This is a genomic window from Burkholderia sp. TSV86, from assembly GCF_001522865.1.
In the GTDB taxonomy this organism is placed as follows: Bacteria; Pseudomonadota; Gammaproteobacteria; order Burkholderiales; family Burkholderiaceae; genus Burkholderia.
The window spans coordinates 91,068-108,096 of the sequence record NZ_LOWB01000047.1 but is presented as its reverse complement, the minus strand read 5'-3'; the positions used below and the strand labels follow the sequence as shown (position 1 = coordinate 108,096).

Below are 17,029 nucleotides of genomic sequence, written 5' to 3'. Positions count from 1 at the left end.
TGCAGGTGTCCACGCGGACACCTAGCTTCTGACCTCCTGACCCTCATGGGAAGGGCGTCATTTATTGACCGCTTACGGTACTTCGAATTCGTCAGGCGATACTCCGTCGAGAGAAGCTGTCCGCCGCGCAGCGCCGCCGCGGCCTGCAATCGCTGAAGCCCGTTCGGATCGCGTTGCTGCTCTCCATGCCTGATTCGAGCGCAGTGCGGACACCATCCGCCGTCGACGACTCGGTAAGCCACTGCTGTCCATCGATGACCTTCGGCACACGCCCATTCGTAATGCGCGGCGATACCGATATAGGTGTCAGTCAGACAACGACCGCCACGCTCCGTCGCCGCCTCATGAAGACGTTCCAAGCCATCGGAATGTAGGAGACTCGCAGCCAACTCGACTTTTGCGCATCGTGGACATCCATGGCCGTCTAAAATCTTGCGAGCCTCGGTCGTCCATTCGTGTCCAGAACGACAGGTGAAGTGTTGCCGCGCTGTTTGACCGAAATAGGTTCCCTCATGACAAACAAGACCGCGTTCACTCAGCAGTTCCTGAAAGCGGTCCTGCACGCGCACTTGCTCGCCCTGGAGGCAAGTTATCGTGCCTCGCATCGCGACAGTGCCTATGCGCGTGAAGTCATGACCTGATTCGCGGTGGAATTCATAGTGGGACTTCAACCCTCGCCATTCGAGCGTCAGAAGCGTAAGCCCCCGTTCGGTGGCAATCTCGACCAGACGGGCATATGCAACATCTGGCTTGCGACGTGTACGTGTCGGAGAAGTACCTTGGCTCATTGTCTTCAGAACTGAGCAGTCACCTGAAAACCGAGCGTCACTCGCGCAGTCGGAAAACCCGACGGCTTGTAGACAGGCGTGCCGGCAAATAGGTCGTAGCCGTATCCGCCGAATCGCGTCGCGACACTGCCCTTGACACCAATCACTGCGCCCGCGAGCTGTGTGCCGACTAGCGCGACCGGCTCAGGCCCCCAGACGCGACCGTAGTCGAGGCCGGCATAGGCCGATAGCCCGGTCTGCGCGATGGGGACCTGCAATTCGTTGCGCCAGTAAAACCCGCGCGATCCCGCCAGCAGCGTTTCACCGTCGAATCCCCGCACGGTATAACGACTGCCGATCGTGACGCTATCGAGGTATGAAACCGTATTGCCGGTGTACTGACCGTGAAAGGTCGTCACGTATTTGAACGGCTGCGTGCCGATGACGAACGTTGTCGACAGATTCGCATCGAGCACGACCATCTTGAACCTGTAAGTCTGTCCACCCTCCGCCGCGAACATGCTGTCGGTCGAGCCAAGCCAGCCGAGCCCCTGACGATAGGCAAGCGAGCCGTCGAACTGCGACGAGCCGAAATAGTGCCGGTCGTTCAGCCCGAATTCGAGAAAGGTCGCGTTCTGGTGCGACGACGGAATCGTCGTGCCTTCGATATAGCTGTCGCCGAAACGGCGCGTCAGGCGAATCTGTGCACCGAACACATCGTTCCGGCTACGCGCCAACACGCGATTGAGCCTGAAGTCGACCGTCTTCATGTTGCCGCTGGCAACGAACGTCTGGTTCACGGCCGCGAGCGGTTGAAAGTACGTGCTGGTATAGGCCGACAGGGTGCCGGTCCAGTAGCCCCAAGGAACCGAGTAGAACGCGTTCCAGCCGTGCGAGCCGAAGCGCTTGTCGCCGAATTCCAGATCCTGATTGAAGCCGACGTTGAAGATGTCATTGAGACCCAGCGGGTTGTCGATGCCAAGCGACACATTGCCTTGCAGCTTGCCGGTCGCGCGCGTGCCGGAATTGTCGATGGATGCCACAACGGTCCAAGGCTTGCCGCGCTTCACGTCGAGCACGACATCGCTTTCGCCCGGCATGTCGCCCGGTGCGATCCGCATCGACACGTCCTGACTTGAGACGCGCTTCATCTGCTCAAGCCCTTGCTCGATGTCACGCAAGTTCAATACGTCGCCGTCGCGGGTCGGGAAAGCGGTCTTCCATGTGCCGCGCAACTTCTCGTCCTCGAGACGCACGTGGCGGATCACGCCCGGAATCAGGGCAAGCTTCAACGTGCCGGTGGACAAATCCTGCTCAGGCACAAGTACGCGGGTCGTGATGTAGCCGCGTGCGAGGATATCCTGCGACAGCCCCTTGACGACCAGGTCGACGCCTTGCTTGCCGACGCATTGGCCAGCATAGTGCGCGAGCCAATCGCGCGCAAAGGCGAAGCGATCCATCGGCAAGGCTGATGCGCCTTGCGTCTTTGACGCAGCAGGTAACGAGTCGGGCACGTCGAGCGCGAAACGCTCGATCCGGAAGCACGGTGTTTCGATCGGCAATACCGGATAGGCTTCCGGGCGCGGCACGTCCGAACGCACGCTCAGCGCTTGCACGGTGGCGTCGCGCTGCTGCGCCTCGCGGCGCTGCTGCACCTGCTGATTCTGCTCGGCATTCGCGCGTGCAGCGGCGGCTTGGTCGTTCGGCGTGGGCGCTTGCTGTGCGTGAGCTTCGAACGATACCAAAGCCGCAATGGATGTGGCCGCTAATTTTTCTTTTAATCGCATTGCCGACTATCCCTTTATTTTAAAATTCAACCAAGATAATCATTATTGCAGCCAAAATGGCTCCCCTTCCAGCGCGTCGTACTCTGAAAGCGGTTTATTCTGGTCGCGAGTGAATCCGGACAAATCTGAAATTACGACACGAACAGGTTGATAGATTTTAAACGCATCGAAGAATGACTCTGCCGATTCGCAGGCATCGTCGAATTTCTCAAAAAATCTTACAAATACGTCAGCCAGTGTCGGCTGGTCTGAATTCAGCCAGCTCTTTTCCGGATTTGCAAGCATTGCAGCATCCCACTCAACAGAGGTTGCAGCTGGCTTCTGTGCAAAAATTTCGCGAGCTTTCGCCATCAGATCGCGGGCGCTATCCAACTCCTCCCTCCGAAGGTACCGGCGATATAGGCGATCCGTTAGCAAGCTCCAATCTTGCTCCGGATGATCTTGTGCCACATACAGTTCAAGACACTTGAAGAACAACCGGACATCAGGGGCCGGGCCAAGCTCGCAAATTGTATGTCCACCGTGAAAGCCTATCGTTCTCATTTTGTCTTAAATTGAATATTAAGCGGGCTAATTATTCCATTCGACTTTTGAACAATACCTTGAACAATCGCCGTCCGTTGTGCGGGGGATACCGTTTGCCCGCGTATATCAATCACAACTTGTTGTTGCATTCCCTCGGGCAAATTGGCAGCGCGCTGAATTGCCTGATTTGCAACATTGTTAATCAAACCATTCGAGTTGTTCTCGATGTTGTAATTTTTTACCTCGTAACTAATTGTTCTATCTACAGTCGATATGTCGGGGCGTACACTTCCCGGTGTTGAATAGGGTACTTCCTGACCGTTTTTATAGCTTACTTGCGGGTTGTGGCCCGAGCCAAGGTCGGACTGAACATCAAGTTCGGACTGACGCGGCGAAGGGCGGCTATTCCCACCGCCATCCGCTAACAGCACATTATCCGGCGTTTTCGATCCTGCAGCCGCCCCGACAACTTGGCCGCCGGCCGCGTTGACAAGCACGGTCCCACCGCTCGTTGCGGGTGGTTCACCGCCCCCCATTCCAACGACAGCGCCGACGCCGTTCGCTACGCCCTGAGAGATCAACTGCGCTGGCGACTGCGAAATCTTGTCCTGCGCGTCACGCTTCATCAGCGTGCCGAACTGGCTCGCGGCTGAATCGACAGCGTTGCTAACCGCATCACCGATGGCATTTCGCACGCCGGCAACCGTATTTACCGCGCCAAGGCCGGCGGCCACCGCTTGATTGAGCAACCCCTGAAGTCCCGCGATTGTCGCTCGGTCGTCCGTTTTTTGGGGGTCGTTGCCTGCATTGTAAAGCTCGACGTTCGATGCCGTCGCCGCACCCGCACTGCCACCCACCAGTGCGCCACCGACCGTTGCCGCGACGTTCGCAGCGATGTTGCCGACCAGCGACGAGCCGGTCGTATCGCCCACCGATTTGCTGATCTTCTCTGCTTGGCCGGCCAGTAGTGACGACGTGCCGGCTCCCGCAGCGCCGCCAATCGCCGTGAGCGCGCTGCCACCGGCGAGCCCGCCGATCAGCGCACCGCCAGTTGCTTGCAAGCCCGCGCGCGACGCACCGCCCTCATCCCAGCTCTTCGCCTGGTCGATGTACGACCGCATCGCAACAAGGTCGCCGCGCTCGTAGGCGGCCTTGGCCGCATCGATCGCATCCTTGCGCTTGCCGTCAGCATACAGCCCGATCCCCTGCGAAATCGTCTGACCGGCCGCCTGCGCCGCATTCATCGTATCGGCCTGCTGCGACAACGTCTTTTGCACATCGGGCGTCTTCGAAACCGTCCCATTCAGATTCGTCGCATCGCGGTTCAGGTTCGCGACGTCCTGCGTCTGCTCGCCCGGCCTCGTGATGTTGATCGTGCCGGCGCTCACGGCGCTCTTCGTCGTCGCGCTCTGGTCGCCGCTGTCGTTCTGGAACACCATCGGCGTGACGCCGCCCGAGCCCGACACCAACGACGGGCCAACTGCCTTGGTGCTCACCCCGACCGATGCACCGGCACTGAAACCCGCGCTATTCGCGCTGTAGTGCGAGTGGTTCTCGATGTCGCTCGTCGTGAGCGTGCCAGTCGTCAGACTGTTCTTCTGACGCATCGCGCGCCGTTAATCCCATCGTAACGTTCTCATTTACCCACCCACCTTTCCGTTCCCGATGTCATTTTTGGACTTACAACCATCCCAACAAAAATTTCAATGATACGTTCCGCCAGATGTCCAGCCACCCAAAATTCTTTGCAAGAATTGATTCTCCGAGGAAGAAATTAACCGATCCTTAAATCTTACCTCGATCTCGCCCGCAACATATTTGACAATTGTGCCAGATGGCAAGGCCAAAAATGGGACAACCCTCGGAGAATTAACCGCCACCTCAAACAAGGATGCGAATTTTCCCTCGCCGCCATTATTGCCTTGCTCAACAAAAAACCAACCCGAATCGCCTTTCTGCGGCAAATCCCGGTTTATAACAAATTCTCGACATGATCCAAATCCTGGAGAAACAACCCCCCTCTCCAATAAGGATGGAAAATTCGGCTCCACATTCACCTGAGCGCACACCTCTCTTTGCAAATACAAATCCTTGAAAGTTTTATCTATCGAAAACACCCAATTTATTGGCATATGACGAAAATCTGGCTCCCACATCTCCAAATCGCCATGGCCGTCTTCTTTCAACATCAAGATCATCCAGCCAAACTGGATAGTCTGACCAGCATTGAACCTCACCCCTCGTCGAATCTCGCCCTCAAAATACTCAAACAGGTCACTTATCATGAACTCAAAATCGCCATCCAGCGATGCCACAAAATTGGGATGACCATACCTTTTGTCAAAATCCGATCTAAAAATCATGGCAATCACCTTGGAGGGTTTAGAAATGACTTAATTTTATTGTCGATATAGTTCCGAATCACCTCGGCTCGCTCGGAACTGCTCAGTATGTATGCAGGGTCCAGCGGTTGACCTTTGTATGTCGTCCACTCCCCTGGCATCTTAGCTCCCTTTGACGAATTGAAGGTCGTTGGAAGACCTTCTGTATTCACAGGGTCGTTGAGAACAGAACTTTGTTGCTCCAAGGTAAGCTGATCGAACCCCGGTCGCTGCTTGATCCATTTTTGCGGAACAACGTGATCGGCTGCCAGAGTACCTTCAGCAGGTACTGTTTCGCCCGTAAGCGGATTGGTGTATGTTCCAGTCGCATTTGCGTTTTCACGCATTGCGGCATTCGGAGAAGTAACTGAGCTTTGCTGCTTTCCCCCGCTACTTTCAGCTGATGAAGCCCCTCCACCATTGTTCGACAGAATAGCATTCGAGGGCGGAGTGCGATCCGTTGCACCGAGCGCGGCGTTAGCGGCTTGACCCGTGATCGAATCGACCATTGCCATCCCCGGACCAGCCAGCGGAGGCTCGCCGCCTTTCGAACCCAGGACTGTGTTAACCCCGTTCGCCACGCCCTGTGCGATCAGTTTGTCAGGAGATTGCGAAATCTTGTCCTGCGCGTCACGCTTCATCAGCGTGCCGAACTGGCTCGCGGCTGAATCGACAGCGTTGCTAACCGCATCACCGATGGCATTTCGCACGCCGGCAACCGTATTTACCGCGCCAAGGCCGGCGGCCACCGCTTGATTGAGCAACCCCTGAAGTCCCGCGATTGTCGCTCGGTCGTCCGTTTTTTGGGGGTCGTTGCCTGCATTGTAAAGCTCGACGTTCGATGCCGTCGCCGCACCCGCACTGCCACCCACCAGTGCGCCACCGACCGTTGCCGCGACGTTCGCAGCGATGTTGCCGACCAGCGACGAGCCGGTCGTATCGCCCACCGATTTGCTGATCTTCTCTGCTTGGCCGGCCAGTAGTGACGACGTGCCGGCTCCCGCAGCGCCGCCAATCGCCGTGAGCGCGCTGCCACCGGCGAGCCCGCCGATCAGCGCACCGCCAGTTGCTTGCAAGCCCGCGCGCGACGCACCGCCCTCATCCCAGCTCTTCGCCTGGTCGATGTACGACCGCATCGCAACAAGGTCGCCGCGCTCGTAGGCGGCCTTGGCCGCATCGATCGCATCCTTGCGCTTGCCGTCAGCATACAGCCCGATCCCCTGCGAAATCGTCTGACCGGCCGCCTGCGCCGCATTCATCGTATCGGCCTGCTGCGACAACGTCTTTTGCACATCGGGCGTCTTCGAAACCGTCCCATTCAGATTCGTCGCATCGCGGTTCAGGTTCGCGACGTCCTGCGTCTGCTCGCCCGGCTTCGTGATGTTGATCGTGCCGGCGCTCACGGCGCTCTTCGTCGTCGCGCTCTGGTCGCCGCTGTCGTTCTGGAACACCATCGGCGTGACGCCGCCCGAGCCCGACACCGACGACGGACCAACCGCCTTGGTGCTCGGTCCGCCCGATGCGCCCGCGCTAAAGCCCGCGCTATTCGCGCTGTAGTGCGAGTGGTTCTCGATGTCGCTCGTCGTCAGCGTGCCGGTCGTCAGGCTGTTCTTCGACGCATCGGCCGTGCTGCCGATATACGCGCCCTTCAGGTCGGTATTGCCCTTCACGGTCACGTCGAACCCGCCCGAACCGGCCTGGATGCCGGCTTGCTCGTTCACGCCCGCATAGTTGCCGTCCGCATGGCCGTTCTGCGCACTGAAGCTGGCCCCGCCGCCGGTCTGGCTGATCGTGAAGCCGCCGCCCGCGCTCGACTGATGCGCAGCGCTCACGGTCGTATCCTGCACGCTCGCGACGTTCAGGTTGCCGCCCACGTCGGCCACAACCTTGTTCGCGTTCACGTTCGCGCCGATCACGTTCGTGTCGCCGCCGCTCACGATGGTCGCGGTCTGGCTGGCGTTGATATGCGTGTTGTTCTGGATCGCCGCATCCGAATTGCCGTCGCCGTGCGCACGCTGCATCGACGCGGACACGCCGATGCCGTTCGTACCGATCGACACGCCGACGCTCGACCCCGACGACGAGTTCGAACTCTGCGTCTTGTCCGTATCGGTCGTGTTGACGAGATTGACCTGATTGTTCGCGACCAACGCCACGTTGGCCGCGTTCACGTTCGAGCCCGCGATCGTGATGTTGCCGTCCTTCGGCGTACCGTTGCCCGTCGCGATCAGCTTCGCGTTGCCGCCCGCATTAATGCCGGAACCGCGCTGAATCGTCTGGTCTTCCGACGACTGCATCGAACTATGGCTCGAACCGACGCTGACCTGCACGCCGATGCTCGGAGCCTGCGGCCCCTTCGCGCCGTCCAGCAGGGCCTTGGCCCCCATACCGCCGAATGCCACGTCACCAGCCGCCGCGATGCTATGCAGTGCCGACGCGCGGCCGTTGCTGTCCTTCGCCGATTCGCGCGCGGCCTGCGTCTCGCCGATTGCATTGTTGATCGCATCGCCCACCGAACCCGACAGGCCGACCGTCAGCCCGCTCTTGCTAGTCTGCTGCTGTTGCGCCTGATGCGAGGTGTCGGTGGCCGAATCGATCACGATGTTCGCGGCCGTGCCGGTCACGTCCTTGCCCGCGACCAGATCGCTGCCTTTCACACGCAGCGTATTGCCCGCGTTGACCGTCAGATTGCCGTCGACCGAGCCGACCGTGCTGGCGTTGTTCGTCACGCTCGACGATTGATTCTGCTGCGCGAGCTTGCTGTTGCCGACCGAGAACGACAGGCCGCCGCCCGACATCAGGCCCGAGTGCTGTTCCTGATAGGTGGTCGACGACTGGCTGGTGTCCTGCGACGTCGTGATGTTCACGTCGTGCGCCGCGTTCAGCGCCACATCGTGCGTACCGACGACCGTACTACCCTGAACGTTGATGTCCTTGCCGCTGCCGATCGACACGCCGTCCGCCGAAATCAGGCTGCCGCTCGCGACCGTCGAGGTGGCGTCCTGTGAACTGGCGATTTTCGTGCCGCTCACGGCGCCGCTGCGGCTACAGGCTGCCATGAAGTAAGCGGCGCACCCCGACATGCTGATGCCGAGCTGTTGCAGCAGTGCCGGATCGACCTGACTCGTGTTGCCCGAGGTCTGCATCACGCGCCGGGTATTCGTGACCTTGTCGGCATGCAACTCCATCGAAGCGCCCGATTGGATCGCTGCCGACGAATTGTTGATCAACGCCGCGTTCGTGTAGTTGCCGTTCGCATCCTTGCCGCCCGCCAAAGCCACTTTGCCGAGCCCGAAAATCGTCGTGGTCGGCATCGAATCGCCCAACGTCGTGTCGTCGCGGTTCTCGATGTCGTGCGCGAGAATTTCCAGCAGACCCGACGTATCCGATGCGCCGATCAGCGCGACCGGGCCGAGGTTCGACACCGTGCCGCTGGCCTGAATGGCGACGCTGCCGCCGACCATCGCGCCATAGTTCGTCAGGTCGCCCGAATGCGTACTCAGCAGGCTACCGGCCGTGATCGCCCCCGTGTTGACGATGTTGCCGGCGTTGACCGTCAGGTTGTTGACCGATTGCAGGTTCGCGCTGTTCGTGAACGTGCCCGGCAACGTGAAGGTCAGGTCGTGACCGATGTTGAACTGCGTCTGTGGCGTGGTCGTGAAGTCGCCTTGCAGATTGATCGTCGCGTCGTGCGCCGAGCTGTATGCGCCGCCGCCGAGCAACGTCGAAGCCGCGACCGTCAGGTCGCGTGTCGAGCTGATCGAACCGTTGGCGTTCGAGATCGCGCCCGTCGTCGTGACATCTACGTCGCCGGTCGAGTTCGCGACGTTGCCCAATTGCCCGCCGGAATTGTCGACCGTATCGCCTTTGACGTGGAGCGACCCGCCCATCAACTGGGCGCCCTGCGTGTTCGAGATCGAACGCGCGCCGATCGTCACATCGCCTTGCCCCGTCATCTGTCCCATGCCGTCGACGCCGCCCGCATGGCTGTTCACGATCTGGCTGCCGCCTTGCACGTTCATCGCGCCGTTGCCGAAGTCGTGCACCGCGCCATCGGTGTTGTCGATCGACGCGGCCTGAATCGACAGCGTGCTCGTGTCGCCGGCCGTGCCCGCCTCGATGTGCCCTTGCTGGTTCGACAGCGCCCCGTTACTGATGATCGACAGCGCCGCGTTCGAGCGCATCAGGCCCTGAGCGTTGTTCATCGCACCGGCGATCGTGGCCGCCAGACCCAGTTTCGCCGCGATGACGCCGCTACCGTTGTCCAGACTGCCGGCCTTCACGATGGCCTGTCCGTTGGTACCGATCGTGCCGCCGATATTCTGCAAAGCCCCTGCGCCATTGCCGGGCGTAAGCGTCAGCGTGCCGGTCCCGCCGTGGGTGATGGTGCCCTTGGAGTTGTCCAGAACGGCCGGCGCGAGCGTCAGGTCCGTGCTGTTGCTCTGGATGACGCCGCCGTTCGAATTGTCGAGGGTGCCGGAGACGGCCAGCGTGGTCGGCCCGCTCTGCCATTGCGAAATGCGGCCACCCTGGTTTTTCAGGTTCGCGGCCGTCAGCGAAAGCTGATTGCCTTCGATGTCGCCGGCCTGGCTGTTATCGATCAGGCCGGCAACGTTGGCCGTCAGGGTCGGGGAGACGACCTTGCCACCGAGGTTCGACAGCGAGCCGCTATGAATCGTCGTCGTGGCTGTCTTCGAACCGAGTTCACCACCGTCGTTGACCAGCGCACCGCCTGCGGTCACGTCGACATTGGCGTTTGACGTGAGCTTGCCGCTCTGATTCGTGATCGAGTCGGCCGCATTGACGCTCAGGCCCGTCTGGCCGGAGGCAGAACCCGCCGAGTTGTCGATCGTCTTGCCTTGCAGGACGGCTCGGCCGTTGCTGGCGATGGAGCCCGCTTTGTTGCTGACCGTACCGAGGCTGTTGTCGAGCGTCGCGCCGTTCAGCGCGGCGCTTTGGCCCTCAACCCGGCCGTTGGCATTCGCAAAATGATTGCCGGCGTCAACTGTCGCGGTCTGCCCGGCGTGCAGGATACCGTTACCGTTGTCGACGCTCTGGCCGATCACGTGCAGGTTCGCGTCGGCCGACATCGAGCCGCTGTTCGTGACCGTGTTGCCCTGTACGGTCATATCACCCTTGCCGCCGATGACGCCGCCCGGATCGCCGCTCACATTCGCGCCGGCCGCGTTCGTGAGTGCGCCAGTCGCCGTCACCGACAGGCCGTCCGCGTTCAAGGAAATCAGCCGGCCCGCGCTATTGTCGACCGATGTGCCAGCAATCGTTTGCTTGCCCGCGCTCTGAATCAGCCCGGCATTGTTCTGGATCGCACTCCCGCGAACGTCGGCCGTGCTTTGGGAACTCAGCATGCCGTTCTGGTTCGACACGGTGCCGGCCATCTGCACCGACAGCGGGCCTTGCGAATTGGCACGGCCGCCCTGGTTCGACAAGTTGCCGCCGCCGAGCGTCATGCCCGCGCCGCTGGACAGGTTGCCCCGGTCGTTGATGACCGTGCCGCTCGCCTGCGCGTTCACGGAGCCCTTGGCGCTGGCGGTCGAGCCGGTCAGGTTCACATCGCCCGCCTTCGCAGTCAGCGCGAGGTTGCCGTTGGCGGCCGTCGCGCTGTTCGACAGATTCACATCGCTACCGGTGAATGTCGCGTTGCCGGCCGCGCTGTTGGTCCCCGTCGCGGTCAATTGGCCACTGCCCGTGACGCTCAGATCGCCACTCGTGCCAACCGTGCTGTCGGCGTTAATGCCCGCACCAAGGGTGCCCGTCGAGTTGAGGCTACCGACGTTGGCGGTCAAATTCTGCTGGGCGGTCAACGCGCCGCTGTTGGTCAGGTCCGCGCCCGTGTTGATCGTGACCGACTGTTTGCCATACGTGACGCCGCTGTTCTGGATGCCGCCCGCGGCCGACAGCGACATGTTGCCGGCCGCATTGGTCTGTCCTGACAGCACGAGACGACCGTTCGCTTGCAGCGTCAGATCGCCCGCCTGAGCCGCAATGTCGCCCGCGTTCGCAACACCAACCCCATTCTCGGAGGACACGAGAAAGACTCTGTTCGCATACATACCACCGAGCTGGCTGACATCGATCGCGATGGTGGGTGCTGCGCCGTTGCCCGCGATCGGCGTGGCGTTCAGGGTGGTGTAGTCGACCTGGCTCGAACCAGCCACCACGTTCAGGGTCTTCGCGTAAGCCTTCGCGTTAATCTGCACGGCGCGAGCCAACAAATCCACCTGATCGACATTGGCCGCGTCGAGCCCCGCGCCGACAACCGAAATCAAGCCCTGGTTGACGTTGAAACCCGTGAGCGAGCCGTCAGGCCCGAAGTTCGGATTGCCGGTTGTCAGCGTGGCTCTGCTCGTATTCAGGAAACCGCCGCCATCCACGACCAAGCCAGCCTGATTCGCGATCACGAGCTGCGCGGCAGCGCCCCCAATCTCGACTTTGCCGCGAATAAAGCTCGGGTTGCCGACCCGCCGGGCGAGCCGCGTTTCTTCCGTATCCCGCATGTCCGCTCCAATTCAACCTAAATGGTTGGGCATCGACTTTTTGACACGAAGGACTTACAGGGTTGAGATTCATCTCTTTGAGTTGATATTCAACCGATTCCGCCTCCACATAAGAACAGGATCATTCACATGAAAGTACCGAACTACCGCTACCCGCTGATTCTTTCTAGTTTGATTGCGGTCACTGCGTTGGGCGGCTGCAAAGGCGACGTACTCGACTATCGCAACGCTCAGCTCGTCAATGGCAAGGTATATGCCGGAAACGCGAACGAGCCGTTTTTCGGCAAGCTGACGAACGTGCCAGCCGACAAGCTCTTGGGCCAGCAGCCGGGATTCAGCCAGATCAGTGCAGCGATCCTCAATACAGGTGCGTTGATTCCGGGAGATCCTCGTGAGGCACAAAGTCTCATCGGAAGCGGAAACGCCGTCCTGCTCATGTTGACCCCACACGCAGTATGCGATGGCAAAGAAATGTTCTTCTTTGGTGTTATTTTCCTTCTGGGCAGCTTGCCATCCATCAACTATATTCTCAAAGTTAGGAAAGTAAAAACTGACCACACATATTGAGATTGCCTTGCTCCTCACTCGCAAAAAGACTCCATCGCCGGGGCTTTTTTATTTTCGACACTCCCCAGTAATTTTCCGAAAATTTACCTCTATCTATAATTTATTCCAGCTTGATTTTATAAAATACATCACACAGAGATTGCACCAATCAATTTCAAATATTAGCCCAAGACGCCTCATTAATTAAAAGGCCACCCATTGCGAGCAGCCCTTTTCCGAGTTAAAAGTCATTAATCAATTCAATTCCGGTGGCTTGAGATCAGGATATCTTTCATACAATGGATTCATAAAATCAATCAACAGCGTAGTCATAATTACAGAAACGAAATCGCGATATCGCTCAAATTCCTCTTGCTTACACGTATCCATAACTAAGCGCAACGACTCGTCCAATTCCCTTCCTATATTGAGGATGGTTTTATTAACGATAAATGCTGTTTCCCTATTTTACAGTATACTCCCTCCTTATTAACATCCACCAAGTGCATTACAAGAATTTACGCAGTTCCAAAACGAGAATCCGTGATCCGGCGTAGGCAGCGCCGCAGCAGAACATTTTGCTCTACATTGCGCACGCCATTGCACGCACTCAGAAGAGCCATATATGGATTTTTTTTGCAAATTTATCGGAATTACTGAACACCCCCGACATATAAATAGCCGGCTATTTCAATGAAGTTGAATAAAAAAGAACACGATCCACGTACGGAACCAACCCCACTTCTGTTCCGACACTCGCAACACCAGAGCATGAACCAGTCGCTGAAGATACAATCCCACTAAATTTGGAGTTGCCCGAGTTGGGATGCAAATCACCTAAGACAGTACATGCCCCAAGCTGAACGGAAAAAGCACCCGTATTATTGGATAATTTAACGCTCAACTTGTCGCCTGTTGTCAATGATGACCACGCAACTGACGTAGTTTCCGAAAGCGACGTTGATTGAGTACTTACAGATTTGCCAACGACACTGGTCGTTGTTCCATTTGAATATATCGTCAAGCCAATTTGGTCTTGACTTGTAACTTGAATATCAACTGATATTTTTTGAGGCTCAAAATTGCCGAGTGAATAATCAAGTGAATTTTTCTTGTTATCTCGATCGTAAATTATGTACCCTGATACGATTGAATCTCTTCCATAACTGATGACATATTTACCTTCACCTATATCATAAATATTATATGTAGTTCCGTCATACTCGCCCTCCCATAAAACATTGCTTTTTTTGCATCTTGTGAGAGCTTGACTGATTTTGCTGCCGCGCTATCAGAATCATTGCACCCGCTAAGTATCAACGTGGCACCTACCGAAATAACAAATGCACGAATCAGATTCATCTTTATTTTCATTTGATTTCTCGCAGAAAAACTTTATTGTCGCGAACGAGAATCATTCGTGCCTAGAAATTAGGATACTTGCGTTTTTCTGTCAAGGGAATTTTTGTGATTCCTATTATTATTCAATAAGTTGGACCGAATTACAGATAAAACCTAAATTCACTCGTTTGCACAGGCAATTCATCTACCTGTAAAAAGGTACAGGTAGATTGTTATTTGGATACGAATGTGAGACCCTAGATGTGTCCGTTTTTCCCGTAAACAGACCCGCTTTTTGAGCTAAGCTGTTGACGAGAACGGATGTTTTATTAAACTGAAAAGACATCCCTGATTCGCCACCATATAAAATAAGAGGTTACGTGAATATCATGTAACCCCTTGTTCGTTTTTCGGGCTATTGGTCTACACAAACTCGCTTCGGTCAGCGGATTACGGTCTTCACATGCCAATCTCGTCAAAGCCCGCAGCGTGGGGATAAGCTCCGTCAATCGCCTGCCGAGCCTGCTGACCCGACGCTCCCCGATGGCCGCAGGTAGGCTCCCCATCCGTTCGCCCGCTTCGAGACACGAGATCGGTTGCGACAGCAGAGAAACGAACAAGTCGAATTTCTTCAGGCGCTCCTCGCCAAGCACCATGCCGACAGTCCGGCCAAAATAGCGCTTGCACCTGGCACTCGAACATCGGCAGCCGGCCGACTTTGCGTGTCCTAAATCCAGCACTGACGATATAGTCACCGCCACAATGTGGACACGGGGGCGTAGTTCGTAGCTCACGGACAAGAAAGCGGCGATTTGCTTGATCCTAAAATGCGTCAGCCCCTTACTCTCACCAGACCTTTCTGGGGCATCTGCCAATGCCGTTCCCTATTTGCTCAACCACATTGGCGTGAGGGTATGCACCGTGCCGATGCTCTCGGAGTAGATGTCCTTCAGCACACCGTGATCGCGCATGAACGCCATCGCCGCCGACGTCATGCTGCCGGTCTTGGTCGGTCGGTAGCCGTCTTCGATCATCCGCCCAGGCAATGCACGGAGCAGCAGATAGAACAAGTCATCGCCACATCTATCTGGCGTTCGTAGGGTTGGCAATCAACGATCGGCCCGGCCAGTCACGGTCCGCGCCCGTCGCACCGATACCCTGAACCATTGCTCCTAATGCACATATAAATCATCTCTGGTTAACAGAATATCTTAATGGCGTTATCATTAAAGTCACGATTCCTTTTTGCGCGCGGGCATCGGTGAAACCGTTTTTGGGTGAAGCGCCGGACCTTGCCGGCACCCGGACACGCGGGGCAATCCCATCGCGGCCGTTCCGTAAAACGTCGCGCCATCCATGCTGCTCGGCACCGAGCCGCCAAGCCACTGCTATTCGATGCCCGTGCATTACTTCCGAAGCCTGACGGGAAAGCACCGTAACGCCCATGCCAACCGTCAGTTGGGATTCTCGCTTGCCTTCATCGCGGGCGCGATCAACGCCGGTGGATTCTTGGCTGTCAAGCAATACACGTCTCATATGAGCGGCATCGTATCGGCGATCGCGGATCAGCTCGCACTGGGCGACGTGCCGCTTGCGCTTGCTGGCATCGGCTCGCTGTCGTCGTTCATTTTCGGTGCCGGCTGCTCCGCCGTCCTGATCAATTGGGGACGCCGCCGCGATCTGCACAGCCAATATGTGCTTCCGCTGCTCGTCGAGGCGGTGCTGCTGCTGTTGTTCGGATTGCTAGGCAGTCATCTCGCGCTGCAGGAAGCGTTCTTCGTCCCCGTCACGGTGGTTCTGCTCTGCTTCATCATGGGACTACAAAACGCAATGATCACGAAGTTGTCCGGCGCGGAGATTCGTACCACGCATATGACGGGAATCGTGACCGACATCGGCATCGAGTTAGGCAAGTTTTTTTACTGGAACTCGTCGAAGGCCGCCGTAGGAGCCAAGGCCGTGATCGCCAACCGCACGAAGCTTAAAATTCACGCGACCATGCTCGCCTCATTCTTCACGGGTTGCGTGACAGGCGCGCTCGGCTTCAAGCATGTCGGTTACGTGTCGACCGTGCCGCTCGCGGCAATACTGGTCGCGCTCGCGATCGTGCCGATCATCGACGACATGCTGGCCTTTCTTTATCGACGGGACCGTTAGCGGCCAAGCGCGGATCGTCGTCAAACGAGCCGATTGCAAAGCATTACCGTCCGACGCGGCCTGCCAATGAAAGACGCGGAGCGGCTCCGCATTAACCACACGAAGCGTTCGCAGGCTATCGGAAGCAGTACCGCACCAGGCCGTCTCGCATTTGGGTCGCGCACCAAAGCGAATGCATTACAATCGAATTCACATATCTGCCTGAACCCATGCCGAGATGGAAACGAAAACCGCGCGCTTGACCGTTCTGATCGACCCTGCCAAAAAGAAAGCATTCGAAACGCTGTGCGCGGAACAGGATCTCACGCCATCGCAAGTCGTGCGCCAGCTCATTCGCGAGTATCTGGCGCAGCATGGCGTGACCTATAAAACGAAAAGCAGCCGAGCCCGCCGGCGGACCGAATAACCGCACGCACGCGCCGTACTGAACATTCTTCGTTGCGCGGTTGTACTCCGCACTCATCGAACGCATCGCCGCCCGCCGAACGATTCGTCATCCTTTGGATATCGGGGTGCCGGATTTCCACGAATCGCCCCGGTTCGCTGCCTCGTCCATGCCGAGCGCTGATCCCAAACTGTCAGGCACGGTTTCTTGCGCACGCAGCAGCATTAAACGCACCGCTCGCTATCGAGGCCGGATCGCATGCGCGGCGAACGTGCCCGTGCGTGAGCGGCAGTCCGAATCGATCTTGCGCGTCATTTCGCGGTTGATAATCTTTTTACAGTAGAGGGCTTATTTTTTACCGCGTTTCAATATTTTTAAAACCATACTGTTTCGTCTATCGATGCGGGTTTAAGCCGATTCGAAAGCGGATATGCATGCGCATGCACGCTTTATCGTTTGTCGGGCTCGCCTGCATCACCGACGACGATGCCCGACTATCCGCCGATCCGTTATCCGCTCCGACGCCCGCCGCAACGCGCGTCGCTTGATCGCACGAGGGTCGGCGGGCTCCAGCGTCCCGCAAGCGTTGCAGTCACCCATCACCCCGGTTTCCTCTCCGGTGCTC

At 57.7% G+C, this 17,029-nt stretch carries 9 protein-coding genes and 2 pseudogenes; 4 read left to right on the top strand and 7 right to left on the bottom strand.

Annotated elements, in window-relative coordinates:
* Positions 1–512 precede the first annotated feature (512 nt).
* Positions 513–641 carry a hypothetical protein gene (locus WS68_RS29245; protein WP_269434532.1) on the top strand — a complete coding sequence of 43 codons (129 nt, stop codon included), beginning with the start codon at positions 513–515 and terminating at the stop codon, positions 639–641.
* Positions 642–793: 152 nt separating this feature from the next.
* Here the strand turns inward: WS68_RS29245 and WS68_RS08345 are convergent, their stop codons facing one another.
* The 5 genes and pseudogenes from WS68_RS08345 to WS68_RS08325 form a co-directional block, all read right to left on the bottom strand.
* Complete coding sequence (locus tag WS68_RS08345) at positions 794–2,554, bottom strand: ShlB/FhaC/HecB family hemolysin secretion/activation protein (protein WP_059570336.1); 1,761 nt, start codon at positions 2,552–2,554, stop codon at positions 794–796.
* A 42-nt stretch (positions 2,555–2,596) separates the two neighbouring features.
* Positions 2,597–2,926, bottom strand: coding sequence for a hypothetical protein (locus WS68_RS25855; RefSeq protein ID WP_223870522.1), 330 nt, complete (start codon positions 2,924–2,926; stop codon positions 2,597–2,599).
* 167 nt (positions 2,927–3,093) lie between these two features.
* Positions 3,094–4,677 (bottom strand): annotated as a pseudogene (locus WS68_RS28260) (cell surface protein); the annotation flags it as partial.
* Positions 4,678–4,782: 105 nt separating this feature from the next.
* Complete coding sequence (locus tag WS68_RS08330; protein WP_156429398.1) at positions 4,783–5,442, bottom strand: immunity protein Imm33 domain-containing protein; 660 nt, start codon at positions 5,440–5,442, stop codon at positions 4,783–4,785.
* Positions 5,443–5,447: 5 nt separating this feature from the next.
* Positions 5,448–11,933: pseudogene (locus WS68_RS08325) on the bottom strand (beta strand repeat-containing protein); the annotation flags it as partial.
* 171 nt (positions 11,934–12,104) lie between these two features.
* On the opposite strand from WS68_RS08325, the gene WS68_RS28780 reads away from it, so the two are divergent.
* Positions 12,105–12,542: a hypothetical protein gene (locus WS68_RS28780; RefSeq protein WP_059570332.1), complete on the top strand. Its 438-nt coding sequence runs from the start codon at positions 12,105–12,107 to the stop codon at positions 12,540–12,542.
* A 1,649-nt stretch (positions 12,543–14,191) separates the two neighbouring features.
* Here the strand turns inward: WS68_RS28780 and WS68_RS25840 are convergent.
* Positions 14,192–14,518 (bottom strand): DUF746 domain-containing protein, encoded by a 327-nt coding sequence (locus WS68_RS25840; RefSeq protein WP_082709886.1) that lies wholly within the window; start codon positions 14,516–14,518, stop codon positions 14,192–14,194.
* Positions 14,519–14,746: 228 nt separating this feature from the next.
* Positions 14,747–14,932: a hypothetical protein gene (locus tag WS68_RS25835; protein ID WP_197419556.1), complete on the bottom strand. Its 186-nt coding sequence runs from the start codon at positions 14,930–14,932 to the stop codon at positions 14,747–14,749.
* Between the two features lie 325 nt (positions 14,933–15,257).
* Here WS68_RS25835 and WS68_RS08315 point away from each other — a divergent pair, with 325 nt between their 5' ends.
* Positions 15,258–16,019, top strand: a complete 762-nt coding sequence (locus tag WS68_RS08315; RefSeq protein WP_059570348.1) for a YoaK family protein — start codon at positions 15,258–15,260, stop codon at positions 16,017–16,019.
* Between the two features lie 217 nt (positions 16,020–16,236).
* Positions 16,237–16,425, top strand: coding sequence for a ribbon-helix-helix protein, CopG family (locus WS68_RS08310; RefSeq protein WP_059570331.1), 189 nt, complete (start codon positions 16,237–16,239; stop codon positions 16,423–16,425).
* The last annotated feature ends 604 nt before the right edge of the window (positions 16,426–17,029 follow it).